Genomic DNA, 23,344 nt, shown 5'->3' with positions numbered 1-23,344 from the left:
CGGTTCAGGCGATCAGCAGTTCGGGGCCGCGCGCCACGATCGCCTTGCCGAGCGCGCGGTCGGGTGCGAGTTCGGTCACGACGTAGCGCGCGCTTTCAAAGCCCTTGATGCGCACCGGCGTAACACGCCCGAACTTCGAATGATCGGCTACCACGACCACGGTATCGGCGGCTGCGATCATGCGCGCGCGGACTTCGGCAGCAATGCGCGTGTAGTCGGTCAGCCACGCGTCCGGTGTAATGCCGCCCGCGCCGACGAACGCGAAATCGGTGTGGTATTGCGTGAGTTGCTGCACCGTATCGAGCCCGAGCGTCGCATCTTCGTTGTCGGACAGTTCGCCGCCCAGCAGCGTCACGCGATTGTCGTTGCGCCGCCCGAGCAGCAGCGCAATTCGCCAGTCGTTCGTATAGACAGACAAGCGGTGCCGATCGGTCAGTGCCCGCGCGACGGCTTGTGTGGTACTGCCCGAATCGATGACGAGCGATGCACCGTCAGGCACCAGCAGTGCAGCGCGCTCGCCGATCGCACGTTTCGCGCCAGCATTCTCCGCTTCGCGCACATCGAGATCCGGTTCGCGGCGATCGCTGGACAGCGCGCCGCCGTGCGTCGTCACGATCAAACCGCGCCCCGCGAGCGCATTCAGATCGCGCCGGATTGTCTCGCGCGACACGTTCAGTTCGCGGACTAGCTCTGCTACCGACAGTGCGCCGTTCTTGGCGACTTGCGAGAGGATGTATTGGTGGCGTTGTTCGGCGAGCATCTAGATGAAGGGGCACCAGGTGGCACGTGTGAGTTCGGGTAGGAGTCCGGTCGACCTGTGCATTGTATTACGCGACAGACCGCAATGTCCCGTCCGGCGTGGTTCCCTGCTAACCTGAGCGCCCGGGCGGCGCTTCGCGAAGCGCCGCCGCCGACCGATCCAACGATGCCGCCACTGTTTCGCCGCCTCCTCCTGCTGTTCCACCTGCTGCGCTATGGCGCACACCTGCTCTGGGTTGCTGCTCCGCAGCACCACAAGCTGCACTGGATGGCGACACTCATCAGCCGCATGCACGCAGCGGGCGAAGCGCCGGTCGGCCTGCATCGTGCGCTGCCGCAACTCGGGCCGCTGGCGGGCACCGTTGCACAGGCGCTCATGGAACACCCGGAACTCGCGACCGGCACACTGCACGACGCGCTCGATGCAGTCGGCCACCTCGAAGAGCCGCTGCCGCCGCACGAGGTCGAACGGACGCTGACAGCAGCGCTCGGCCGTCCGCTCGCCACGCTGTTTGCCTCGATCGATCTGACGCCGGCCCAGAGCGGCTTCGCGGAACAGACGCACGTTGCCCGCCTCGTCACGCCGATCAACGGTCACGCCGACATTGCGATCAAGCTCGTGCGCACTGCGCAGGTCCGGCAGATCGGCGACGACGTTGCGCTGCTGTGCTGGGCTGCGCGCTGGCTCGAACGGCTGTCGGGACCTGCGCGCAAGCTGCAGTTGCGCTCGTTGGCGGACTCGTTCAGCCGCGATCTGCTACGGCGTTTCGACCTGCGCGCCGAGGCGGCCAACCTGAGCCAGTCCGGTCATCACTTCGACGGCGACAAACGGCTCGTCATTCCAGATGTGATCTGGGATCTGTGTACCGACCACACACTCGCGATGCAACGCATCACGACGCTGCCCGCCACCGATCTCGTCGGTCTCGGCGAGCATCGCGTGAATCTTGCGCGGCTCGCGGCACATATCGTCGAGGTCGTCACGCAACAGGCGTTCGAACACGGGTTTTTTCACGCCGCGCTCGATGCCCGGCGCGTGCGCGTCAGCATCGAGCCCGACACGCTCGGGCGTCTCGTGCTCGCGGATTTCGCGCTGATGTCGAGCCTGTCGTCCAGCGAACGGGAATTTTTCGTACACGGCGCGACCGCCCTCTTCGAGCAGGATTACAGCCGCCTTGCGGATATGCATCGCGACGCGGGGCACGTTCCGGCCACCACGCGCACCGAGATGCTCGAAGCCGAACTGCGCATGCGCAGCGAAGCGCATTTCGCCGATCATCCGCACGACCGCTCGGCGGGTTCGCTGTTTCACCATCTGCTGCATTCGGTGCTGCCGTTCGACGGCGGTGTTTCGCCGCGGCTCGCCGACGCGCAACGTGCCTTCGAGCAGGCGGAAGCGCTGGCGCGCGCGCTGCATCCAGGCGTGAACACGTGGCATATCGCCCGCACCGCACTCGCGGAAATCGCGCGCCGCGATATCGATCATCGCGGCTGGCTGCGTCGGCTGTCGCGCGAGCTGCCGCATCTCGCCAACATCGTGCCGCGCATGCCGGCGCTGGCTGCGCGCTATCTGCAGCAGCGGCACGATCACACGGTGTCGCGCCAGCAACAGCAACTGCTGGTGGATCTCGGGCGCGAGTACCGGCGTACTCGCGTGCTGCTGTGGATGTGCGCGGTCTGCGGTGGGTTGCTGGGAGCGTGGGCGATGCTGGTGGTTCGGTAGGGTGATGGGATTTGCAGCGAGCTGGGGTTTAGAGCCTGGTTCGCTTTACTACGCGGTGTGAGAGCCCGTTCCACTTCGCTACGGCACCGCACAGAGTGCAGTACCGAACAAGACGCGCCACCACGCACCGGGCAATACTGCCGTTTTGCCACACCGCCACTTCTCGATGCTCGTCACCGTCATTGCTGCCGTTTTCGTCGTGCTCTGGTCGACGGGCTTTGTCGTCGCCCGCGCGATCACGCCGTTCGCCGATCCCAACCTGTTCCTGCTGGCACGCTTCGGCGGTACGGCGCTGGTGTTTGCACTGGTCGCGCTCGCAACCCGCGCCCGCTGGCCGACCGGACGCGATCTCGGCAAGCACCTGTTCGCGGGCGCGATGTTGCAAGGTGTCTACCTCGGCGCCGGATACTGGGCCGTCGCACAAGGCGTGAGTGCCGGCGTGATGGCGCTGCTCGGCGCATTGCAACCGCTGATGACAGCAGCCGTCGCCGCGCCGCTATTCGGCGAGCGGTTGTCGCGGCGCGGCTGGGCCGGCATGGCGCTCGGGCTCGTCGGCGTCGCGCTCGTGCTGGAGCCGCGGCTCACCCAGACGGTTCCGTCGACAGTACATAGCTCGGCGCCATCGTGGCTCGTCATCGCGATTTCGTTGCTCGCGGTCTGCGCCATTACGGCGGGCACATTGTTCCAGAAGACGTCGCTGGCGAAAGCCGATATCCGCAGTGCCAGTGCCGTGCAGAACTTCGGTGCGGCGGCGGTCGCGGCTGTGCTTGCTGTCGCGCTCGGCGAACATCGCTGGATTCCGGCGCCTGAATTGTGGGCATCGCTGGCGTGGGGGATCGTGATGTTGTCGGGTGTCAGCGTAACGCTGCTCGTCTGGATGGTCCGTCGCGGCGATGCGTCGCGCGCCACCGCGCTGCTGTTTCTTGCGCCACCGCTCGCCGCGCTCGAAGGCTACGTCGGGTTCGGCGAAATGCTGCTGCCCTTGCAGGTGGTCGGGTTCGGTGTGGCGCTGGTGGGGGTGCTGCTCGCGCGGTCGTGACGCTGAGTGGCCCTGGTTTGCGTTTGGCGGCCGCGCCGGGTGACGCTCGTTGATGCGTAGCGTATCTTCACGAGCCCGCGCCCCGTGGCGTTTGCGAATGCGCGTCTCCATGCAGCCGTGCCACCAATCCGTACAATAGGCGCGCACGCATGCGCTTCGCGGACCGCCGTCGCGCCAACCCAGGCGTCGCACCTCAACCGGTTTCAGGGAGAACGACCGATGACTCAATCCGATCGCGCCGCTCATCAGCAGCGCATCGCCGCAGAATTGCACGTCGCGCGGGATTTCGACGCGGCACAGGAAATCGAGCGCCGTGTGGCGTTCCTCGCGCGCTATCTGCGCACGAGTGGCCTGAAGACATACGTACTTGGGATAAGCGGCGGCATCGACTCGACCACAGCCGGCCGCCTCGCGCAGCTCGCCGTCGAGCGGCTACGCGCGGAAGGCTACGACGCGCACTTCGTCGCGATGCGTCTGCCGTACGGCCAGCAGCGTGACGAAGCGGACGCACAGCGCTCGCTCGGGTTTATCCGTGCAGACGAAAATCTGACCGTCGATGTCAAACCCGCCGCCGATGCCATGCTCGAGGCACTCAACGCCAGCGGAACCCAGTTTGCCGATCACGCGCAGCAGGACTTCGTACACGGCAACATCAAGGCTCGCCAGCGGATGATCGCGCAGTATGCGGTCGCCAGTTCGCGCGTGGGTGTGGTCATCGGCACCGATCATGCGGCCGAGTCGGTGATGGGCTTCTTCACAAAATTTGGCGATGGCGGCGCCGACGTGCTGCCGCTCGCGGGGCTGAACAAGCGCCGCGTGCGCGAGGTGGCACGGGAACTCGGTGCATCGGATGCGCTGGTGCACAAGGTACCCACCGCCGACCTCGAAATGCTGCGCCCGCTGCGCCCCGACGAGGACGCATATGGCATTCGCTACGACGATATCGACGATTTCCTGGAAGGTAAGGCGGTCAGCGATGCCGTGTATGACACGGTGCTGCGTTTCTACAATGCGACGCGTCACAAGCGGGCGCTGCCCTACACGCCGTTCGACTGGCCGACTGCGGAAGTTTGATCGCGAGCCGCCCGTTGTTGGGCGGCCGCGTGCGTCAACTGTCTTGCTTGTGCCTCGGATCGGGTTCGTCGCCGAACGGGGCCGCGCTCGCCTGCAGCACCACGCCGTCGAGCAGCTTGCCGTGCAACTGCTGCGCGATCACATCCCCGATATACGGCAATTCCGCGTTCAGCTCGGCAATCGCATAAGCGTTAGCCGTCCCGGCCTCGTACACGGTCACGCTCTTCGCGTAGTGGCCGAGTTCATGCTGCAGGAACGCGCGTACGTCCTGCTCGGAGCACGATTGCGGGATGTTCCAGACACGCACGTTCATCAATGTCTCGACCGGCGGGCGCTGTGATCTGTTACGCGTACGCGCACCGGTTGAAGACGCGCGCGTGCGGCAGCATCGCGCGCCAGTTGACGAGCCAGCGCCGCCGCAACTGCGCCGAGCAAGGCCAGCGACACCAGTCCTGCAGAAATGGTCACCATCGTCATGTTCGTTCTCCCGATATCCGCGTTAGTTCAAGCATAGCCAGATTCGTACCCGAAAGCGATGAGGCAATGTGTCTGGGACGAGGAAAAGTGTGTTGTGCGCGTCAGGGCACGCTGTCACTGGTCGCGACATCTTCGCGGCTGATCTCGCAGGACGTGTCGGCAAAGCCCTGATACCAGGCCGACCAGTTACCGGCAATCGCGCCCTGCGCATCGCTCAGGCTGATCTTGCCCGCACAGACGCAACGTTTGAGTTTCGCTGTGAGCAGTTCCTTGCGACGCTCGCCCTGGTGGCCGGCCCACGGAAGCAGCCCGAGATTCGCGGGCGCATCGGGCGAGCCGCCGAGTACCACCGGCACACGCCGGTCGAGTGCGTAGCGGGTGCCGTCGTCGGCATCGATGCCGCGCGCTGCAAGCAGACGGTCTTTGTGCGCCATCAGTTCGTCGAGCGGTGGCGAGACGGTGTCCGCATAACCGGGGCGGCAGATCGTCTCTTCCACCGATTGCTGCGTCACCTTGTCGTCGAGCATCGACGGGGTCTGCGCATGCGCGGCTTCGATGTGCGCGGCAATCGTCGCGCCGAGCGTCATCGCAAGGCCGAGGTGCAGCACGCGCGCACCGATACGACCGGACGAACGGTCCGGGAGACTCGCACGATCTGGAGCGGCAATGCGCGCGCATTGGCGGCGCGTAAGAAGATTTCCTGCGTTCATCAGTCGGCGCACCAGCGTATGGCGCGTAGATTTATTCGCAGGCCAATTAAAACATATCCGGAATCGGTGTGCCGAACCGGAATGCCGGCGAACCCCATCTTTCCTGCAGGGTCCGCCGGGTTGTGCTGCTCATACGGGCAGATCTAGCGCCCATTCACAGCGAAGTGACGCTAACGCAATGCGCCTAGCTGGCGGCCCGGCGCGCCTGCAACGCGCGAATCCGTCCAACCGCCGCCGTATTGGTCACGGCGCTGTCGTACATCTTCGCGAGATCGGCCTTCAACGCGGTCCGCGAACCGCCGTCGAGATAGACCATATGGCCCGACGGGTAGAAGCGCGCCGCCAGGTTCTGGCGCACCTGCGCGCTGACGAGCGGCATCTGCTGCAGGTCGAGCACGGTCTGATAGAACGGTGTGACAAAGTCGTAGAAGCCGTTCGCCGAGAGCACCTTCAGATCGACATTGAGCGCCATCACGGCCGCGAGATCGCCGGCTGTGTACAGGATGATGTTGCCCTGCGCGTCGAGCCCTTTCTGCGCACCGGTCGGATCGATGTGGCCGAAATCCCAGTTCGCGAAGGCCTGGTCGTTCAGGTCGGTGAACGACGAGTTCGATGTGAACTTCAACTGCTCGTTCAGGTAGGTGTTCCACATCGTCGTATAGACGCCGGTCACTGCGGTCATGGTCGGGTCGTTGCCGCCAGAGTTCGGATCGACCTGGCCGGCGATGCCGGTATCGATCGCGGTCACCCGGCCGTCATACGAACCGAGCGCGAGCCCTTTCGATTTCAGCAGCGTGGTCAGGAATAGTGAATTACCACGGCTGTCATACGCGGCGACATCGAGGCTCCACGCGATCAGCGTCGTCTTGTCGATGCCGGTGTACTCGCTTAGTTTCTCGATGGTTGCGTCGTCGGTGGTCGGGAACTTGCGCAGCGCGGCCAGGTAGTCGGTGCGCGCGAACTGCGCGACCTCTTCGGCAAACGTGCCGAGATCGGTCGGCGTCGGCGCGATGCCGAGCTTTTTGTGGAACCATGCGTCAGCCGCAGCGGTGGGCAGCGCGCCGACCGGATTGCCCGACTGGGTGTAATCGAGAATCGACGACTGCAGCGTTACGCCGTTCAGATCCACACCGTCTTCGTGCAGCTTGTACGCCAGCACGCAGCTACGCGCGGTGCCATATGATTCACCGTATAGAAACTTCGGTGAATTCCAGCGGTTGTTCTTGGTCAGGAACCGCTTGATGAACTGTTTGATCGAATCGGCATCTTCGTCGACGCCCCAGAAATTGCGGTTCTTGTTCGGTGCAATCGCCGCCGAGTAACCCGTGCCGACCGGATTGAGGAACACCAGATCGCTCTTGTCGAGCAGGCTGTCCGGGTTGTCTTCCATCTGATACGGCGCAGGCGGCGTAAAGCCCGGCATCGATGTCTTGATCCGGCGCGGCGCAAACGAACCCAGCAGCACGAACACCGACGACGAACCCGGTCCGCCGTTGTAGAAGAACGTGACCGGCCGGGTATCTTCCTTCTGGTTATCTTGCGTGAACGCGACGTAGAACATCTTCGCGCTGGGCAGCGAACTGCTGGAGTCGACCGTGACGAGGTGTCCGGCCGTCGCCGTGTAAGCGATCTTCTTGCCGCCGATCACGATGGAATGCTTCGTGATCGCCGCGTTCTCGGTTGCGTCGGTCACGGAATCGTCGGGCCCGTTGCCATACGCGACAGGATCGAAGAACGGCTGGTCGCCCGCGCGATGTGGCGTGCTCGCACTCGCAGGCGACGGTGCAGCGGAATGAGCGTGTGAGTTGTGTCGCGACTGCGGACTACCGGAAGCTGAATCGGGGTTCGTCATGATCACTCCATCGGATTCGTTAATTGACATCGTCTGACGCCCGCTGGCGTCGTGTCCACCGACAGCGTCCGCAGCACGCGGGGAAGAACCCCGCGCGATGTCCGCCGTCTAGAGTGCTGCTGCGATTTTCTGGCCATTCGGGCTGCCAAGCCCGGTACACGCGTCCCAACCTGGCGACGCAGCGAAACTGCCGTTATTGCCCTGCGTGATATCGTTGAAAGCGCTTGCTGCCTGGTACAGCTTCGGGTTGACGAAGCCAACCGGTGCGCCCTTGATAGCGTTGATGCGAGCGATCAGTGCTGCCCACAACGGCGCCACCGCGCTCGTACCGCCCACCACCGTCTGCGCGCCGTCGATCAACACGGTGTAGCCCGTCACAGGCGATGCATCGCCTGCGACATCGGGCACGCCCCGGCCCGTCAGCGCAATCTTGCCACCATGCGTCGCCGTCGCGGATAAACCCTTCTGCCATGTCGGCACGGCAAACGCACTACTGATGCCGCCACCGCCCGCTCCGCCCGACGCACCGTCGTTCCAGACCGTTTCCTGCGTGATTGCGTTGCCCGATGCGTGCAGCGTCGTGCCACCGCATGCCAGCACATAGGGACTCGAGGCTGGAAAGTCGACGTGATTGCCGCCGCTCGCGCCGTCGCTCGAACCGCCGTCGCCCGACGCCGCGCAGATCGTCACGCCGACCGCCGCAGCAGCTTGCAGCACGTTGTTGAACGCCTGCTGCGACTGGGTCGTCCACGAGGTTTCCGGGCCACCCCAGCTGATCGAGATCACCGAGGGTTTGTTGGTCGTATCGTGGACGGCCTGGTTCACCGCGTCGATGAAACCGGCGTCGCTATTCTGTGTGAAGTAGACCGCGACCCTGGCGCCCGGCGCGACCGCACCGACGATCTCGATGTCGAGCGTGACTTCGCCGTCGGGTCCGCTCGGGTCACCGCTCGGTTGATTGCTGCCTTCGTCGACGCCAACCGACACGACCGTAGGTGCCTTCACACCGAGACTGGAAAAGTACGCTTGCAGATCGGAGCTCTGGTAACCGCCACCAAGCTCGATGATGCCGATGCACTGGCCGCTGCCATCGCCGGCGGGAAACTGATACAGCGAGGCGAGTTGCAGCGGTGTGTACGACGTTTGCTGACGCGCACCGGCCGCTGGCTGAAATGGCGGTCGGATACGGAAATGCGGGCGCGCCTGGGGACGGTTGTCGAGCCCAAGAACGGCAGTGACCACACCGTTCAAATCATCGGGAACATTGATCGGACCGCTGCGGCCGCGATACTGGCCGATTGAATGGTGTTCGTAGTGCTGGAGCTGGACATCGAATGCGGCCTGAAACTGTGCGACCGTGCCGCCCAGCACGATCGTGCTGGCTGCAGGATCTTCGCGGACCACCGTCAGGCCATGCTGGGCCGCAAACGCTTTGGTTCGCGCGATATCGGCAGGTGCAGCGCCGAACTGTTTCGCAAATGCTTCGCGTGAAACAGGCTGGGCGGACGGATCGCCCGAGGTGATTTTTTCCACGAGCTGCTCGAACTGCTGCTGATCCTGGCGGCGCAGCATCACCACCACTTCGATCTGCTGCGTCGGATCGCAATGTCCAACAACTTTCGAACCTTCTGCAACGCCCTTCTCGCTTCCTGGCAACGGATGTTTGCCCATGTTATCGACTCTCCTTCGTGCGTGACCGCTTGGGTCATGCGTTAGGCCCGGCGGGACCCAAAGACAGACGGTAAGGCTCCATCGAAACCCGCACCGGGCCTTCATTTCAGGAACAACGTCAAGCGGTCGGACAAGTCCATTCAAACACAGTTCCGGAAGCGGCGATACCTGGCCCAGCGGACGATGCAACCGCCGCTGCCGATCGCGCTATGATGCTGCAACGGCAATCCCGCCGTTATGTTCACGCCTCTCGCGCCACGTCGCGAACCCGATCGAAGAATCGAGGAAATCTCTCCATGTCTATTTCGATGTATCAAGCATCGGTGCCCGTACTGATGCGCGGCCTCACCAATCTGCAAGCGATCCTCGGCAAGGCCCAGGCTCACGCTGCGGAAAAGCAGATCGATCCGTCCGCTCTCACCGGCGCCCGTCTTTTTCCTGACATGTTGCCGCTCGTCCGCCAGGTCTATATCGCCACGGATACCGCCAAAGGCTGCGCCGCCCGTCTCGCTGGCGTCGATATTCCGAAGTACGACGACGTCGAGTTGACGTTCGACGAACTGATCGCCCGTATTGAGAAGACGAATGCCTACTTGAAGGAATTCACAGCGGCGCAGATCGACGGCTCGGAAGAGCGCACGATCACGTTGAAGATGCGTACGGGCCCCATCGAGTTTTCGGGCGTCAACTACCTGCTGCATTTCGCGCTGCCCAATTTCTTTTTCCACGTCACGACCGCGTACGACATCCTGCGGCACAGTGGTGTCGAGATCGGCAAAAACGATTATCTCGGCAATAGATAACAACGCATAACGGTACGCCGGGCCGTCCTGCCCCTGGGGCCGGCCCGATCCGCGATCAGAAGCGCGGCTGGAACGCGATGATGCCCATTCCAGCCAGCGTGACCGCTGCGCCGGCAAAATCCCACGCAGTCGGGCGTACGTGCTCGACGCCCCACAGCCAGACGATCGCCACCGCGACGTAGACGCCGCCATACGCGGCATAGACGCGGCCGGCCGCCGCACCATGCAGCGTAAGCAGCCATGCGAAAGTGGCAAGAGAGAACGCGGCGGGAATGAGCAGCCACGCTGAACCGTCGGCCTTCAACCAGCGCCACGGCAGATAGCAACCGACGATCTCGGCAATCGCGGTCACCACATAGAGCAGGACGATCTTCATCATCGAGTCAAGGAAGAAAGTCCGCAGGTTACCGGAAACGGCATGCACACGGCAGCGCCTATGGCCTGCATTGACACAATCACATGGCCTGCGCGCGCTTCGTTATGCGACAGTGCCCGCTCCGTGTCTACACACCCAATGTCACATGAGCGTCAAATCTCCCTGCATCGATATCTGCAAGTTCGATTCGAAGACCGGCCTGTGCGTCGGTTGCCTGCGCACCCGCGACGAATGCAAGAGCTGGAAGAAGATGAAAGACAAGCATCGGCTGAAGGTGATCGATGATCGGTCCCGGCGGGAGGCGCTGCTCGATAGATAGCAGCGCAGCAATGGCACCGATGGGCCGGAAAACTCCCAGCTCTGGTGTACGCCTGGCTCAGTCGAACGAAAGCCGCAGCGCGAAGCCGATCAGCGCCGCAGAGAAGGTCCATCGCTGCACCGTCTGCGCAAGCGGATGGGCACGGACCCAACCGGCAATGCGTGCAGCACCGATCGCATAGATCGCATCGAAACACGCGCCGACCACGAGAAGCACGCCGCCCAGCACGACCATCTGCAGCGCGACCGGACCGGTCTCGGGCCGCACGAACTGCGGCAGCAGCACCGAGCAGAAAAGCAGCGCCTTCGGATTCAGCAGATTGGTCAGCAGCCCTTTGACGAAAACAGCGCGCAACGGCCGCGGTGCCGCCTCCTGCGCTGCGCCATCAGGCAGCGCAAACACCGGCGAGCGAAAAATCTGCACCGCAATCCACGCCAGATACGCCGCGCCGCCATAACGCACCACTTCATACAGCCACGGCGCGCTGCGCAACAGCGCCGCGACGCCGCATGCCGATAGCGTCACGTGCGTGGCGCGGGAAATCGCGAGACCACCGGCGGCCGCGAACCCTCTGCGCGCACCCTGACCGATGCTCGTTTGCAGGATCAGCGCCATATCCGGTCCGGGCACCGCGTAAACAACGACCAGCGCGGCAATGAAGACAATCAGGAGATGAGCTGAAACCATATGAACCTCGCGTTGAAGAGGCTCTATCTTGCCAGCGCCAGGTGAGTGAATATTGGCGAATGACTGACCTCTCTCGCCTCAAGATGGTGGAATGCACTAATATCTGGCCTTCTATCAAAGCTTTCCCCTGCCATGACCGACCTCGACAAAGTCGACCGCGCGATCCTCGCCGCCCTGCAGACCGACGGGCGTATGTCGAACGCGCGTCTCGCCGAAACCGTCGGCCTCAGCGAAACGCCGTGCGCCCGGCGCCTCAAGCGGCTCGAAAGCGCCGGCTACATCGAGCGCTATCGCGCGATGCTGTCGCGCTCTGCGCTGGGCTACGGGGTGGTGGCGTTCATCTATGTTCGATTCGCGGTGCATGACCGTACGGTCGCAATGCGCTTCGAACGCGAGGTGCAGGCCATTCCGCGCATTCTGTCGTGCCATAACGTGTCGGGCAGCGCGGACTACATCCTGCAGGTGGTCGCGCGCGATCTCGATGATTACGGCAGCTTCATGCGCGACGAACTGCGCAGTCTGCCGGGGGTTACCTCGGTGGAATCGTCGCTGTCATTGCGCGAAGTAAAAGCGAGCGCCGGACTGCCGGTGCCTTGACCGCGCTAACGGCAAATCACAACGATATCGCCACGGACAAGCCGTGGCATAGTGCGCGCTATGGCGCGATCGCCGCACCCCTACCCCATGGAGTTTTCATGAATCCCGAACAGGCACGAGCCGAAGAATCCCGCGCGATGGAGCGCGTCGTGGCGGCAACCCGCCAGGTGCAGACAGCGTTCGCTGGATTGCAGTCGCAATTCCCGCCCACCGGCGACGGCCGGCCGTCGCAGATCGCGCTGCAGACCTTTGATGCCGCGCTCCAGGAACTCGAAGACGCACAAGGTGCGTTCGACGAAATGCTCGGCGATCTGCTCGACGGCGAGCGTTGAGCTCGCAGTAGTCGGCTACGTCCAATTAATATCTTTTTCGACCTAATTCCGCCGAAAAAATATATTGGACGTCTTACCGCCACTCTCGCACTATTCGCATTCCCAGCGCATACCGCGCTCGCACAAGCGAGCCGCTCTCTGCGGGCTCGCGGTGTGCCGCCATGCCGTTAGCGCACTGGCCAGCCTGGGCAAAACTCCAACTTCGACGACCCCAATACCAGAGGACCCAGATGCCTGACTATCGATCACGCACTTCGACCCACGGCCGCAACATGGCCGGCGCCCGCGCGTTGTGGCGTGCCACCGGCATGAAGGACGGCGATTTCGGCAAGCCGATCATTGCGGTGGTGAACTCGTTCACGCAGTTCGTGCCGGGTCACGTGCATCTGCGCGACCTCGGTGCACTGGTCGCGAAAGAAATCGAAGCGGCCGGTGGTGTAGCCAAGGAATTCAACACCATCGCCGTGGACGACGGTATCGCCATGGGCCATGGCGGCATGCTGTACTCGTTGCCGTCGCGCGAGCTGATCGCCGACTCGGTGGAATACATGGTCAACGCGCACTGCGCCGACGCCATGGTCTGCATCTCGAACTGCGACAAGATCACGCCGGGCATGCTGATGGCCGCGATGCGCCTGAACATCCCCGTGGTGTTCGTGTCCGGCGGTCCGATGGAAGCCGGCAAGATCAAATCGCCGACCGACGGCCAGGTGATCGCCAAGATCGATCTGATCGACGCGATGATCAAGGCCGGCGATTCGAAAGTCAGCGACGCGGAAGTGGCTGAGATCGAGCGCAGCGCCTGCCCGACGTGCGGTTCATGCTCGGGCATGTTCACCGCCAACTCGATGAATTGCCTGACCGAAGCAATCGGCCTCGCGCTGCCCGGTAACGGCACGATCGTCGCCACGCACGCGTGGCGCAAAGGTCTGTTCGAACAGGCCGGCCGTCTGGTGGTGGATCTGTGCCGTCGTTACTACCAGGAAGAAGACGCCTCGGTTCTGCCGCGCAGCATTGCGAGCAAGCAGGCATTCGAGAACGCGATGGCGCTCGACGTCGCCATGGGCGGTTCGACCAATACCGTGCTGCACCTGCTGGCAGCCGCGCAGGAAGGCGGTGTCGATTTCACGATGTCCGACATCGATCGCATTTCGCGCAAGGTGCCGTGTCTGTGCAAGGTGGCCCCCGCCACCGACAAATACCATATCGAAGACGTGCATCGCGCAGGCGGCATCCCGGGCATTCTCGGCGAACTGGCGCGTGCGGATCTGCTCGACCTGTCGTGTGGCAACGTGCATAGCGGCACGCTGGGCGACGCGATCGCCAAATGGGACGTCGCCGGTGGCGCGGGCGAAGACGCGCAGAAACTCTTCCGTGCGGCGCCCGGTGGCATTCCGACCACGGTTGCATTCAGCCAGGAAGCGACGTTCGCCGCGCTCGATACCGATCGCAAGAACGGGTGTATTCGCAGCAAGCAGAACGCCTATTCGAAAGATGGCGGCCTCGCCGTGTTGTACGGTAACCTCGCCGAGAACGGTTGCATCGTCAAGACTGCCGGGGTCGACGAATCGCAGTGGATTTTCTCGGGCCGCGCGCGCGTCTTCGAGAGCCAGGACGATGCCGTCGAAGCCATCCTCGGCGACAAGGTCGTCGCGGGCGACGTCGTCGTGATCCGTTACGAAGGCCCCAAGGGCGGCCCCGGTATGCAGGAAATGCTCTACCCGACCTCGTATCTGAAATCACGCGGGCTCGGCAAGAACTGTGCGTTGTTTACCGATGGACGCTTCTCCGGCGGTTCGTCAGGACTTGTGATCGGGCATGCTTCGCCGGAAGCGGCCGAAGGCGGCACGATCGGTCTCGTGGAAGAAGGCGATGTGATCGAGATCGACATTCCTAATCGCAAGATGCACCTGGCGGTGTCGAATGAAGAACTGGCACGCCGTCGTGCAGCGATGGAGGCGCGCGGCGGCGAGGCCTGGATGCCGGTCGATCGTCAACGTGTGGTGTCGCAGGCGTTGCAGGCCTATGCCGCGCTGGCGACCTCCGCCGATCGGGGCGCGGTGCGCGATCTTTCTCAACTGAAGCGCAAGTAAAACGCCAGTAAAGCGGATTGACCCTGCTGTCGCAGCGCGGCGGTCAGGGCCACAGCGATTTTTCATCTAGCAGGAACAGCCCCCACCTTGCACAGCCCGCGATATCGCTGACCTTATAACGGTCGGCGGTCTGCGCGGGCGTTCGCGCGACAGACAGTTAGTTGCACATGGCGACTGCCGTACGCAAGCGTAACCGGGCACGCATTGGCAACCCGCTAGTAATCAACCGTGCACAGCGACGATCGCCTCGATCTCGACGGTGATATTGCGCGGCAGCGAGCCGACGCCGACCGCCGACCGCGCATGCCGCCCCGCCTCGCCAAGAATGTCGACGAACAGATCCGAGCAACCGTTGATCACCCGTGGATGCTCGCCGAACTCCGGCGTTGCGTTGACCATCCCGAGCAACTTGACGACCCGCTTCACGCGCGCCAGATCGCCGAGTTCATCGTGCAGCACCGCCAGCAGGTTCAGGCCGACCAGTTGCGCATGCAGATACGCTTCATCGGTGGTGATGGTGGCGCCGACCTTGCCGGTCATCAGTTCGCCACGCTCGTTCAACGGCCCCTGCCCCGAGAGGAACAACAGATCGCCCTCGCGGGTGCAGTGCGTGAAATTGCCGATCGGTGTCGGCACCGTGGGGAGTCTGAAGCCGCGCGTACGCAAGCGGTCGTAGCAGTTCATCGAAGACGAAGATGACATGTAGCAATCGGTTTGGAAAATTGAAGCAGGGGGCGGCCGTGACGCACACGGCCACTGACATGAGTGCTCAGCGAGCGACGCAACGAGCGATCAACCGATTGACTCCGACTGACGATGTTGCCAGCCAAGCCGGGTTTCGATGCGCGCCGCCACGGTGCGCACGGCTTCGGCGAACGGTTCGGTGCCTTTGGCTGCTTTGGCCTCCGGCATCACGATCGAAATCGTGAACACGCACGTGCCACTGTTGTCGATGACCGGCGACGCCAGGCACGCCACCGATGCATCCGATTCGCCGATCTGGATCGACAGCCGTGCATCGAGTGCCTCGCGTGCGAGACGCGCGAGCACATCGGCGCGGGTCTCGGCACGGCCGGTCGGCGAAGGCTTCGCGTGACGGCGGAAGAACGCCACCCGCTCGGCGTCCGGCAGATGCGCAACCAGCAACCGCCCGGACGCGGTCCAGTTGAGCGGCACCCGGCTACCGACCCGCGACGTCACGCGAAAATGCCCCGGCCCCTCGGCCATCTGCAGCACGACCATCATGCCTTCGACGAGCCCGCACACCTGCACGGTCTCGCCCACTTCGGTCGAGAGCGCCTGCATTTCCTCGCTGGCGACACCGAGGTAGTCGAGCGAACTCGCGTAGCTCAACCCATAGCCGTAGAGCCGCGACCCGAGCCAGATCGTGCCGTCGGGTTTGCGCGCGAGCAGGTTCCGCACGACCAGGTCGCTGATGATCGAATAGACCGTCGACGGCGGCGCGCCGACCATGCGGGCGATCTCATAGGCAGTAGCGGGCCGTGCGGTCTCCTGCAACGCATCGAGAATCTGCACGGCGCGCTCGATCGCGCTAGTCCGTGTGCGCGGCGCGGCCTCCGCGCTGTCGGCGGTCTCGGTCGCTGCCTGCACTTCGATTTCGCCAGCGCGCAGGTGCGCGGCATCTGTGGCGAACGACGGGGAAGTCGGTGTCATCGTGTCCTCTGCTCGTCGATGCGGGCTGAATGTTTTTTGTCCGGTTGACCGGGAACTACCGTATGTTAGACTAATCCTCAATTACAACATATATTCCACAGTTATGGAATAGGTCGCGGAGGCAGTTCGATGGATATCCGTTCTCGTCTGGGCTTGCGCCCCGTCATCAACGTATCGGGCACGATGACGAGCCTCGGCGCGTCCAGCGTCGCCGCGCCGGTCATCGAAGCGGTCGCGGAAATACTGCCGCAATTCGTCGAAATCGACGATCTGCAACGCAAGGCATCCGCGGCGATCGCAACGGCCTGCGGCAGCGAAGCCGGGTACGTGACCGCATCCTGTTCGGCCGCCATCACACTGACCATCGCCGCGACGATGACCGGCGATGATCCCGGCTTGATCGAACGCCTGCCGCACACCTCAGGCCTGCGCAACAAGGTCGCCGTGCAGACCGGTCACCTGGTCAACTACGGCGCACCGATCGACCAGGCCATCCGGCTCGCCGGCGCACACGCTGTGCCCGTGGGAGCGGCAACCGAGGCGCACGGGTATCAGCTCGCCGCCGCCATCGACGAACACACCACCGCCGCGCTCTACGTCGTCTCGCATCACACGGTCGGCTACGGGCTGATTCCGCTCGAGGAATTCATCGAGGTGGCGCATCGTCAAGGTGTGCCCGTCATCGTCGATGCCGCCTCGGAATACGACCTGAAGCGTTTTATCGCAGCGGGCGCCGACCTCGCGCTGTATTCCGCGCACAAATTTCTCGGTGGGCTGACCGCGGGCGTCGTCGCGGGCAACAAAGCGCTCGTGCGTGCTGCTTACTTCCAGAATGCCGGCATTGGTCGTGGCATGAAGGTGGGCAAGGAAGGCATCGCCGGTGCAATCGCTGCACTCGAACAGTGGCAGCAACGCGATCACGTCGCGGTTCGCGCGCGCGAACGCGGCTACCTGAGCAGCTGGGAGCAGGCATTGAACCGCTTGCCCGGCGTGCGCGCGCAGATCGAAGCCGACCCGACCGGCAATCCGCTCGAACGCCTGAAAATCTCGCTCGACCCACGCGATGCGCGCACCACGGCATGGGATCTCGCCGATGCGCTCGCCCATCCGCGCGACGGCTCACAGCCCGTGATCGTGCGCGATCACGAGGTCGAGCTGCATTACTTCTTTCTCGATCCGTGCAACCTGCATCCGGGCGAAGCGCCGGTCGTGCAGGCGCGCATCGTCGCCGAACTGCAGCACGCCCGCGACGCGCGCGAGCCGCTCGTGACACCGTTTCATCAACGCGATGCAAGGCGCACCGCTGCACGACGCAACTGGCCTGACTGATTTACCGCAGCTCGCTTGAGTGTGGCGCCAGCGGTTAGTGCCAGTGCTCTGCGCGATTTGCACAATCAGTACTACTACTAGCAGAACAACACCGAATCCGGTCGGTCGCCGGCATTCGCTCTTTGACGTGAGGAAACCACCATGCAAAATAAAATCCTTCGCAGTACTATCGCTGTTGCCATCGCCGGGCTCGGGACACATACCGCCTGGGCACAAAGCAGCGTCACGCTTTACGGCATCGTCGATGCCGGCTTCACCTTTACCAGCAATCAGGCAGGTCAGAAGGCGTATCAAGCCACCCAGGGCAATGTGCAGGGCTCGCGCTGGGGCCTGCTCGGCACCGAAGATCTGGGCGGTGGCAACAAGGTTTCATTCAGGCTCGAAAACGGCTTCAGCGCCGAAACAGGCGCAGCCGGCCAGGCCGGTCGGATGTTCGGCCGCAGCGCATGGGTCGCACTCACGAACAGCACCGCAGGCACGATCACGTTAGGACGCCAGTACAACAGCGTGCAGGACTATCTGTCGAACCTGCAGATCAACGGCGTCGGCGCATTGAGCCAGTACGCGAACGCGGTCTACGACAACGACGACCTGAACAACACGTACCGCACCAACAACGCGGTCAAGTACACGACGCCGACCTTCTCCGGCTTCACGGCGAACGCGATGTACGCGTTCTCGAACACTGCGGGCCAGTTCGCGAACAATCGCGCGTGGAGCGTCGGTGCGGACTACGTGGCCGGACCGTTGCATCTCGACGCCGCGTATTCGCTGGTGAACAGCCCGGCCACGAACACGGCCGGCGCCGCGCCGTCGGACAACTACTTCAACACCGGCTCGTCAATCATCAGCAATGTGAAGCGCAACCAGGTATGGGGCGGCGGCGGTGCCTACGTATTCGGACCGGCCACCCTCGCGCTGCTCTATACGAACTCACGCTTCGATCTGCTGACGGGCGGCAGCCTGCGTTTCGCGAACTACGAAGCAAGTGTGCGCTACCAGATGACGCCAGCCACGCTGCTGACGCTCGGCTATATCTTCACGAGCCAGAACAGCAGCGCCGCGAGCGCTCCGGACGCGCACTACAACCAGTTGAGTCTCGGCGGCGAGTACTTCCTGTCGAAGACCACCGATCTTTACCTGAACAGCATCTACCAGCGCGCGTCGGGCTCGGCGGCTTGGGTCGAAGGCATCGGCAAGGCATCGTCGACGAACAGCCAGTTCGTCACGGTTGCGGGCATTCGCCACAAGTTCTGATTCGGCACGCGTCTGGCGTCTATCCATTTCGTGCCTGCCCCGCCGTGTCGTCAATGCGACCCAGCGTGTAGATCACGTCGATTCAATCTTGTTTTCAGGAGCACTCATGGCGACTGTTCAAGGAAGCCTGTTACTCGTCTATGCACTGATCGCCATCGTCGCGCTCGTCGTGCTGATCGCGCGGTTCAAGATGAATCCGTTCATCACGTTGATGGTCGTATCGGTTGCGCTCGCGCTCGCGGTCGGCATGCCGATGACGTCGATTCTCAAGTCGTTCGAAACCGGTGTGGGCGGCACACTCGGCCATATCGCGATCGTGGTCGGGCTCGGCACGATGCTCGGCAAGATGATGGCCGAGTCGGGCGGCGCAGAACGCATCGCGCGCACGCTGATCGATCTGTTCGGACCGAAGAACGTCCATTGGGCGATGATGTGCATCGCGTTTCTCGTCGGCCTGCCGGTCTTCTTCGAAGTCGGTTTCGTGCTGCTGATTCCGATTGCGTTTAACGTCGCGCAACGCACCGGCACTTCGATGATTCGCGTCGGCATTCCGATGGTGGCCGGTCTTTCGGTCGTGCACGGACTGATTCCGCCTCACCCTGCTGCGTTGCTTGCAGTCACCGCTTATAACGCGGACATCGGCCATACGATCTTCTACGCGCTGATCGTCGGCATTCCGACCGCTGCGCTCGCGGGACCGCTGTTCTCGAAACTCGCGAGCCGCTTCGTCGTGCTCGACGGCGTGAATCCGATGGCGCAGCAGTTTATCGAGCAGGACGCGCAACGCGCCGGACGCGCGTTGCCCAGTTTCTCGATCACGCTGTTGACGGTGTTGCTGCCGGTGTTGCTGATGCTGGTCGGCAGTTGGGCCGATCTGATCGCACCGCCGAAGTCGACGGTAAACAACGTACTGCACCTGATCGGCCATCCGGACATGGCACTGCTGCTCGCAGTGCTGCTTAGCTTCTACACGTTCGGCAGCGCGCGCGGTTTTGGACGCGAAGCCATCCTCAAGTTCACCAACGAGTGCCTCGCACCGACCGCGGGTATCACGCTCGTCGTCGGCGCGGGCGCGGGCTTCGGGCGGATTCTGATCGATAGCGGTGCGTCGAAGGCGATCGTCGATGTGGCGATGGGCGCGCATATGCCGCTACTGTTGCTCGCCTGGTTCGTCGCGGCGCTGATCCGCGTTGCGACCGGCTCAGCGACAGTCGCCATGGCGACGGCTGCCGGCATCGTCGCACCGATCGCATCGGCGGCAGTGGGTACCGCCGCCGCCGTGCGGCCCGAGTTGCTGGTACTGGCAACCGGCGCGGGGTCGCTGATTCTTTCGCATGTGAACGACGGCGGCTTCTGGCTCGTCAAGGAGTACTTCGGCATGACCGTGCCGCAGACCTTCAAGACCTGGACCGTATGCGAAACAATTATTTCGATCTCGGCTCTTGTGTTGACGCTCGGTCTGTCGACATTCGTCTGACCGTACCGGCATCAGGGGCTTCGCTTGCCCGCTAACGCGCAAGCGCTGAAGATGGATCCTTTGATTCATCTTGCATGCCAATACAAAGGAAGCCCCTATGCAATCTTTGTCGCCGGACACCGTGCTAATCGTCATCGACGTACAACAAGCATTCGACGATCCGAGCTGGGGACAGCGCAATAACCTCGCCGCCGAGGCCAATGTCGCCGCGCTGCTAGCCGGCTGGAGACAAACGCGCCGACCGGTCATTCACGTGCAGCACCGATCGAGGCGACCGGAGAGTCTGTTTCATCCGGATCGCCCCGGCTTCACCGTCAAACCGGAAGCCGAACCGCTACCGGGAGAACCGGTCATTTTCAAGGAAGTGAACAGCGGCTTTATCGGCACCGATCTCGAGCAGCAACTCCGCGCGCGAGGTGCGGTTACGCTCGTCATTGTCGGGATCACCACCGATCACTGCGTGTCGACCACGACGCGCATGGCCGGCAACCTGGGCTTCGAGACTTACCTAGTGGCGGACGCCACGGCGACGTTCGGGCGCCGCGCTCCGGACGGACAGCACTTCAGCGCGCAGCAGATGCACGAAACCGCACTGGCAAGCCTGCATGGAGAGTTTGCTACCGTGCTCGATACCGCAACGGTCCTCGCCGCGCTGTAGTCAAAACGCATGTCATCAGCGGCTTATTTGGCGGCACACTTCTGTCCTCGGTGAGCCGCATTGCTTTTTGGCGACTTGCCATGCGGCCGCATTCCCCCCGTCACGAGCGCCTTGACGTGCCGCTCGAGCACCGGCCGCCCAACCCCAGACATACCGGGCAGCTTGCCCGGAATTCTCGACGTCGCGAGCGGTGTCATCACCAGCGAGAACAGGGAATTGACCAGCAAAGGCGCTTCGATCTCCCGATTGACCACACCCTCTTGCTGGGCTCGCGTAATCAATTCGATAAATAGAGTAACCTTCTCGATCGGCAGGTGGCGCACCATCCGCTCGTGCAACAGACTGCCTTCGCAAAAGTTATCCTGCATCCACAGCGAGGGTAGCCAGGGCATCCGTTCAGCGATGGTGAAAAGGCGGCTGATGTGTGCCTCGATCATGCCGAACGGATCGTCGCCGGCCGCTTCGGTGACCGGCTCCCAGACGAACTGGACTGCCGGTGCGAGTCGGTCGTCGACGATCGCGTCGAGCAAGGTGTCGCGATTCGTGAAATAGTAATGCACCATCGCCGACGTTACACCTGCGGCAGTGGCGATCTGTGCAATCGTGGTGGCGCCAACACCCTGCTCGGAGAACAGGCGCGTTGCGGTGTCGAGCATATATTCCCGTGCGTCCCTCACCTTCGGAGGCGGCCGGCACCCACACTGTCTTAACTTTTCCATTAATATCTATTAAGAATTGAAGGCTTTGTAATTTTATATTAATTGATTCGTTGATTAGAATATATTACGCTTGGAACAAATTGTTCCAGGGTCAACCCCCATCGGCAGGTTCGTGAATGAGCGCATCTCCCAGCTTTAGTACTCGAAGGTTGCCCGCAGCGCGGGTATGTCTACGTGTTCTGCAATATGGATGCATGGCCGTTGCGACGTTGGTCGCCGCGGGCTGTGCGGTCGGTCCGGACTATCGCAAGCCGACCGTCGAAATCCCCGCCAGCTTCAAGGAAGGGGTCGACTGGCAACGCGCCCAGGCCAATCCGCAAGCGTCGCTGTCCAGTACGTGGTGGCTTGATTACCACGACGATACGCTGACGCACCTGATTGAACAATCGCTCAAGGCGAATCAGTCGATTGCTCAGGCAGAAGCAGCCTACCGGCTTGCGCAGGCGACTGTATTAGCCAATACGTCGAGCCTGTTCCCCACCATCACCGCAGGCGCATCGGGTTCGCGCTCCGGTACGGGGGCTGGCGCAGCATCGGCGGGCAACAGTACGACGAGTGTTTCGGCACCGGGTGTGCGCAATGCAGTCAGCGCGAATCTCTCGGCAAGCTGGGAGCTCGACCTGTGGGGACAAGTGCGACGTGAAGTCGAGTCGGCTAAGGAAAGCGCGCAGGCCAGCGATGCGCAACTCGCCGGCCAACGCCTGTCGATCGCCGCCGCTCTCGCCACCGACTACTTCGAACTGCGCCAGGCCGACGTCGACATCGATCTGCTCAAGCAACAGCAGCAGATCGACACGCGCATCCTCGAGATGACGCGCGCCAGCTTCAAGGAAGGCATCTCGTCGAACGACGACGTGCTGACCGCGCAAGACACGCTCGAAGTCGTGATCGCCGATCTGCAGACGACGGAAACGTCGCGCGAACAGGATGAGCACGCCATTGCGGTGCTGATCGGCGTGCCGCCCGGCGGTTTCTCGATCGAACCCAATGCGCACTACGCGTTCGTCACGCCTGCCGTTCCTCTTGCGTTGCCGTCGCAGTTGCTCCAGCGACGCTACGACGTAGTCAGCGCCGAACGCACGGCCGCCGCGGCAAACGCAAAGATCGGCGCAGCCGAAGCTGCATTTTTCCCGACGCTGACGTTATCGGCGGAAGGTGGCTATCAGCATAGCGCGCTCGCCAACCTGTTCTCGCTGCCGAACCGCTTCTGGACACTCGGACCCGCGCTCGCAGGAACGATCTTCGACGGCGGCGCCCGCACGGCCGCAGTGCGCGAAGCGCGTGCCACGTACGACGAAAATGTCGCGAGCTACCGGCAAGCCGTTCTGACCGCATTCCAGAACGTCGAGGATGGTCTGTCGTCGTGGAACCATCTGCAGCAGCAAGCCGATGCCTTCGCGAATATCTATCGTCGCAACCAGCAACTGTTCGACAGCGAGCATGCGCAGTTCCAGGTGGGTACCGTCAGCGAGCAGGCCCTGCTGACCCAGCAACTCACCTTGCTGCTCGCCCAGCAAAACCTCTCCGATACGCAGGCCCTGCTGACGCAGAGCAGTGTGTCGCTGGTGAAGAATCTCGGCGGCGGCTGGCAGTGGGATGACGCCAAAGGTGTGGGCGTCGATGCTGTCGCCACCACCGGGCAGCAGCCGGCAACAGCAACCGTGTCAGCACTTCCGGCGCGGTAACCGATGCAGGGACTCATCCAGTTTGATTTGCGG

Annotated in this window: 24 protein-coding genes; 13 read left to right on the top strand and 11 right to left on the bottom strand. The window is 63.0% G+C overall.

Annotated elements, in window-relative coordinates:
• Positions 1–4 precede the first annotated feature (4 nt).
• On the bottom strand, positions 5–760 hold the full coding sequence (locus tag BWP39_RS31265) for a DeoR/GlpR family DNA-binding transcription regulator (RefSeq protein WP_096726027.1): 756 nt from the start codon (positions 758–760) through the stop codon (positions 5–7).
• A gap of 165 nt (positions 761–925) precedes the next feature.
• Here BWP39_RS31265 and BWP39_RS31260 point away from each other — a divergent pair, with 165 nt between their 5' ends.
• From BWP39_RS31260 to nadE, 3 genes are all read left to right on the top strand, one after another.
• Positions 926–2,482 (top strand): ABC1 kinase family protein, encoded by a 1,557-nt coding sequence (locus BWP39_RS31260; protein ID WP_096726026.1) that lies wholly within the window; start codon positions 926–928, stop codon positions 2,480–2,482.
• Between the two features lie 166 nt (positions 2,483–2,648).
• Positions 2,649–3,521 carry a DMT family transporter gene (locus tag BWP39_RS31255; RefSeq protein ID WP_096726025.1) on the top strand — a complete coding sequence of 291 codons (873 nt, stop codon included), beginning with the start codon at positions 2,649–2,651 and terminating at the stop codon, positions 3,519–3,521.
• A gap of 219 nt (positions 3,522–3,740) precedes the next feature.
• A complete protein-coding gene (gene nadE / locus BWP39_RS31250; RefSeq protein WP_096726024.1) occupies positions 3,741–4,595 on the top strand; it encodes an ammonia-dependent NAD(+) synthetase in 855 nt (284 codons plus the stop codon).
• Between the two features lie 34 nt (positions 4,596–4,629).
• Here the strand turns inward: nadE and BWP39_RS31245 are convergent, their stop codons facing one another.
• The 5 genes from BWP39_RS31245 to BWP39_RS31230 form a co-directional block, all read right to left on the bottom strand.
• Positions 4,630–4,908 (bottom strand): RNA-binding protein, encoded by a 279-nt coding sequence (locus BWP39_RS31245; RefSeq protein ID WP_096726023.1) that lies wholly within the window; start codon positions 4,906–4,908, stop codon positions 4,630–4,632.
• A complete protein-coding gene (locus tag BWP39_RS31815) occupies positions 4,908–5,072 on the bottom strand; it encodes a hypothetical protein (protein WP_157915212.1) in 165 nt (54 codons plus the stop codon). Before BWP39_RS31815 ends, BWP39_RS31245 begins: the two co-directional genes overlap by 1 nt.
• Before the next feature lie 101 nt (positions 5,073–5,173).
• Entirely contained in the window at positions 5,174–5,782 is a 609-nt protein-coding gene (locus tag BWP39_RS31240) for a hypothetical protein (RefSeq protein ID WP_096726022.1), read from the bottom strand.
• 184 nt (positions 5,783–5,966) lie between these two features.
• Entirely contained in the window at positions 5,967–7,634 is a 1,668-nt protein-coding gene (locus BWP39_RS31235; protein ID WP_096726021.1) for a S10 family peptidase, read from the bottom strand.
• A 108-nt stretch (positions 7,635–7,742) separates the two neighbouring features.
• The gene (locus BWP39_RS31230; RefSeq protein ID WP_096726020.1) at positions 7,743–9,305 is read right to left on the bottom strand and encodes a S53 family peptidase; all 1,563 of its coding nucleotides are present in this window, start codon (positions 9,303–9,305) and stop codon (positions 7,743–7,745) included.
• A 296-nt stretch (positions 9,306–9,601) separates the two neighbouring features.
• Between BWP39_RS31230 and BWP39_RS31225 the strand changes: the two genes are divergently transcribed.
• A complete protein-coding gene (locus BWP39_RS31225) occupies positions 9,602–10,108 on the top strand; it encodes a DUF1993 domain-containing protein (RefSeq protein ID WP_096726019.1) in 507 nt (168 codons plus the stop codon).
• Positions 10,109–10,163: 55 nt separating this feature from the next.
• On the opposite strand, the gene BWP39_RS31220 is transcribed toward BWP39_RS31225, so the two are convergent.
• Positions 10,164–10,484, bottom strand: a complete 321-nt coding sequence (locus BWP39_RS31220; RefSeq protein WP_096726285.1) for a YnfA family protein — start codon at positions 10,482–10,484, stop codon at positions 10,164–10,166.
• A 145-nt stretch (positions 10,485–10,629) separates the two neighbouring features.
• Here BWP39_RS31220 and BWP39_RS31215 point away from each other — a divergent pair, with 145 nt between their 5' ends.
• Entirely contained in the window at positions 10,630–10,803 is a 174-nt protein-coding gene (locus BWP39_RS31215) for a DUF1289 domain-containing protein (RefSeq protein WP_096726018.1), read from the top strand.
• Positions 10,804–10,860: 57 nt separating this feature from the next.
• Here BWP39_RS31215 and BWP39_RS31210 read toward each other — a convergent pair whose 3' ends face one another.
• Positions 10,861–11,490 carry a LysE family translocator gene (locus BWP39_RS31210; RefSeq protein ID WP_096726017.1) on the bottom strand — a complete coding sequence of 210 codons (630 nt, stop codon included), beginning with the start codon at positions 11,488–11,490 and terminating at the stop codon, positions 10,861–10,863.
• 132 nt (positions 11,491–11,622) lie between these two features.
• Here BWP39_RS31210 and BWP39_RS31205 point away from each other — a divergent pair, with 132 nt between their 5' ends.
• The 3 genes from BWP39_RS31205 to ilvD all read left to right on the top strand — a co-directional run bounded on the left by BWP39_RS31205 (position 11,623) and on the right by ilvD (position 14,512).
• Positions 11,623–12,087: an Lrp/AsnC family transcriptional regulator gene (locus tag BWP39_RS31205; RefSeq protein WP_096726016.1), complete on the top strand. Its 465-nt coding sequence runs from the start codon at positions 11,623–11,625 to the stop codon at positions 12,085–12,087.
• Positions 12,088–12,185: 98 nt separating this feature from the next.
• Positions 12,186–12,419 (top strand): hypothetical protein, encoded by a 234-nt coding sequence (locus BWP39_RS31200; protein WP_096726284.1) that lies wholly within the window; start codon positions 12,186–12,188, stop codon positions 12,417–12,419.
• Between the two features lie 230 nt (positions 12,420–12,649).
• Positions 12,650–14,512 (top strand): dihydroxy-acid dehydratase, encoded by a 1,863-nt coding sequence (gene ilvD, locus BWP39_RS31195; RefSeq protein ID WP_096726015.1) that lies wholly within the window; start codon positions 12,650–12,652, stop codon positions 14,510–14,512.
• 222 nt (positions 14,513–14,734) lie between these two features.
• Here the strand turns inward: ilvD and BWP39_RS31190 are convergent, their stop codons facing one another.
• A complete protein-coding gene (locus BWP39_RS31190; protein ID WP_096726014.1) occupies positions 14,735–15,196 on the bottom strand; it encodes a RidA family protein in 462 nt (153 codons plus the stop codon).
• A 108-nt stretch (positions 15,197–15,304) separates the two neighbouring features.
• Positions 15,305–16,186, bottom strand: a complete 882-nt coding sequence (locus BWP39_RS31185) for an IclR family transcriptional regulator (protein WP_096726013.1) — start codon at positions 16,184–16,186, stop codon at positions 15,305–15,307.
• Positions 16,187–16,315: 129 nt separating this feature from the next.
• Here BWP39_RS31185 and BWP39_RS31180 point away from each other — a divergent pair, with 129 nt between their 5' ends.
• The 4 genes from BWP39_RS31180 (at position 16,316) to BWP39_RS31165 (ending at position 20,907) form a co-directional block, all read left to right on the top strand.
• The gene (locus BWP39_RS31180) at positions 16,316–17,515 is read left to right on the top strand and encodes an aminotransferase class V-fold PLP-dependent enzyme (RefSeq protein WP_096726012.1); all 1,200 of its coding nucleotides are present in this window, start codon (positions 16,316–16,318) and stop codon (positions 17,513–17,515) included.
• Positions 17,516–17,656: 141 nt separating this feature from the next.
• Positions 17,657–18,772 (top strand): porin, encoded by a 1,116-nt coding sequence (locus BWP39_RS31175; RefSeq protein WP_096726011.1) that lies wholly within the window; start codon positions 17,657–17,659, stop codon positions 18,770–18,772.
• Positions 18,773–18,878: 106 nt separating this feature from the next.
• Positions 18,879–20,249 (top strand): GntT/GntP/DsdX family permease, encoded by a 1,371-nt coding sequence (locus BWP39_RS31170; RefSeq protein ID WP_096726010.1) that lies wholly within the window; start codon positions 18,879–18,881, stop codon positions 20,247–20,249.
• Between the two features lie 97 nt (positions 20,250–20,346).
• Complete coding sequence (locus BWP39_RS31165; protein ID WP_096726009.1) at positions 20,347–20,907, top strand: cysteine hydrolase family protein; 561 nt, start codon at positions 20,347–20,349, stop codon at positions 20,905–20,907.
• Between the two features lie 23 nt (positions 20,908–20,930).
• Here the strand turns inward: BWP39_RS31165 and BWP39_RS31160 are convergent, their stop codons facing one another.
• A complete protein-coding gene (locus BWP39_RS31160) occupies positions 20,931–21,563 on the bottom strand; it encodes a TetR/AcrR family transcriptional regulator (protein WP_207557210.1) in 633 nt (210 codons plus the stop codon).
• 257 nt (positions 21,564–21,820) lie between these two features.
• On the opposite strand from BWP39_RS31160, the gene BWP39_RS31155 reads away from it, so the two are divergent.
• Positions 21,821–23,311 (top strand): efflux transporter outer membrane subunit, encoded by a 1,491-nt coding sequence (locus BWP39_RS31155; protein WP_235851485.1) that lies wholly within the window; start codon positions 21,821–21,823, stop codon positions 23,309–23,311.
• Positions 23,312–23,344 lie beyond the last annotated feature (33 nt).

Origin of the sequence: Paraburkholderia acidicola, from assembly GCF_002362315.1 — a bacterium.
In the GTDB taxonomy this organism is placed as follows: Bacteria; Pseudomonadota; Gammaproteobacteria; order Burkholderiales; family Burkholderiaceae; genus Paraburkholderia; species Paraburkholderia acidicola.
The sequence above is the reverse complement of the archived record's forward strand: the minus strand, read 5'-3'. Positions and strand labels throughout refer to the sequence as shown.

What these genes read in the sequence shown, in the direction of transcription:
- BWP39_RS31265 (WP_096726027.1), bottom strand. Translation starts at nt 760, where the DNA reads ATGCTCGCCGAACAACGCCACCAATACATCCTCTCGCAAGTCGCCAAG.
- BWP39_RS31260 (WP_096726026.1), top strand. Translation starts at nt 926, where the DNA reads ATGCCGCCACTGTTTCGCCGCCTCCTCCTGCTGTTCCACCTGCTGCGC.
- BWP39_RS31255 (WP_096726025.1), top strand. Translation starts at nt 2,649, where the DNA reads ATGCTCGTCACCGTCATTGCTGCCGTTTTCGTCGTGCTCTGGTCGACG.
- nadE (WP_096726024.1), top strand. Translation starts at nt 3,741, where the DNA reads ATGACTCAATCCGATCGCGCCGCTCATCAGCAGCGCATCGCCGCAGAA.
- BWP39_RS31245 (WP_096726023.1), bottom strand. Translation starts at nt 4,908, where the DNA reads ATGAACGTGCGTGTCTGGAACATCCCGCAATCGTGCTCCGAGCAGGAC.
- BWP39_RS31815 (WP_157915212.1), bottom strand. Translation starts at nt 5,072, where the DNA reads ATGACGATGGTGACCATTTCTGCAGGACTGGTGTCGCTGGCCTTGCTC.
- BWP39_RS31240 (WP_096726022.1), bottom strand. Translation starts at nt 5,782, where the DNA reads ATGAACGCAGGAAATCTTCTTACGCGCCGCCAATGCGCGCGCATTGCC.
- BWP39_RS31235 (WP_096726021.1), bottom strand. Translation starts at nt 7,634, where the DNA reads ATGACGAACCCCGATTCAGCTTCCGGTAGTCCGCAGTCGCGACACAAC.
- BWP39_RS31230 (WP_096726020.1), bottom strand. Translation starts at nt 9,305, where the DNA reads ATGGGCAAACATCCGTTGCCAGGAAGCGAGAAGGGCGTTGCAGAAGGT.
- BWP39_RS31225 (WP_096726019.1), top strand. Translation starts at nt 9,602, where the DNA reads ATGTCTATTTCGATGTATCAAGCATCGGTGCCCGTACTGATGCGCGGC.
- BWP39_RS31220 (WP_096726285.1), bottom strand. Translation starts at nt 10,484, where the DNA reads ATGAAGATCGTCCTGCTCTATGTGGTGACCGCGATTGCCGAGATCGTC.
- BWP39_RS31215 (WP_096726018.1), top strand. Translation starts at nt 10,630, where the DNA reads ATGAGCGTCAAATCTCCCTGCATCGATATCTGCAAGTTCGATTCGAAG.
- BWP39_RS31210 (WP_096726017.1), bottom strand. Translation starts at nt 11,490, where the DNA reads ATGGTTTCAGCTCATCTCCTGATTGTCTTCATTGCCGCGCTGGTCGTT.
- BWP39_RS31205 (WP_096726016.1), top strand. Translation starts at nt 11,623, where the DNA reads ATGACCGACCTCGACAAAGTCGACCGCGCGATCCTCGCCGCCCTGCAG.
- BWP39_RS31200 (WP_096726284.1), top strand. Translation starts at nt 12,186, where the DNA reads ATGAATCCCGAACAGGCACGAGCCGAAGAATCCCGCGCGATGGAGCGC.
- ilvD (WP_096726015.1), top strand. Translation starts at nt 12,650, where the DNA reads ATGCCTGACTATCGATCACGCACTTCGACCCACGGCCGCAACATGGCC.
- BWP39_RS31190 (WP_096726014.1), bottom strand. Translation starts at nt 15,196, where the DNA reads ATGAACTGCTACGACCGCTTGCGTACGCGCGGCTTCAGACTCCCCACG.
- BWP39_RS31185 (WP_096726013.1), bottom strand. Translation starts at nt 16,186, where the DNA reads ATGACACCGACTTCCCCGTCGTTCGCCACAGATGCCGCGCACCTGCGC.
- BWP39_RS31180 (WP_096726012.1), top strand. Translation starts at nt 16,316, where the DNA reads ATGGATATCCGTTCTCGTCTGGGCTTGCGCCCCGTCATCAACGTATCG.
- BWP39_RS31175 (WP_096726011.1), top strand. Translation starts at nt 17,657, where the DNA reads ATGCAAAATAAAATCCTTCGCAGTACTATCGCTGTTGCCATCGCCGGG.
- BWP39_RS31170 (WP_096726010.1), top strand. Translation starts at nt 18,879, where the DNA reads ATGGCGACTGTTCAAGGAAGCCTGTTACTCGTCTATGCACTGATCGCC.
- BWP39_RS31165 (WP_096726009.1), top strand. Translation starts at nt 20,347, where the DNA reads ATGCAATCTTTGTCGCCGGACACCGTGCTAATCGTCATCGACGTACAA.
- BWP39_RS31160 (WP_207557210.1), bottom strand. Translation starts at nt 21,563, where the DNA reads ATGCTCGACACCGCAACGCGCCTGTTCTCCGAGCAGGGTGTTGGCGCC.
- BWP39_RS31155 (WP_235851485.1), top strand. Translation starts at nt 21,821, where the DNA reads ATGGCCGTTGCGACGTTGGTCGCCGCGGGCTGTGCGGTCGGTCCGGAC.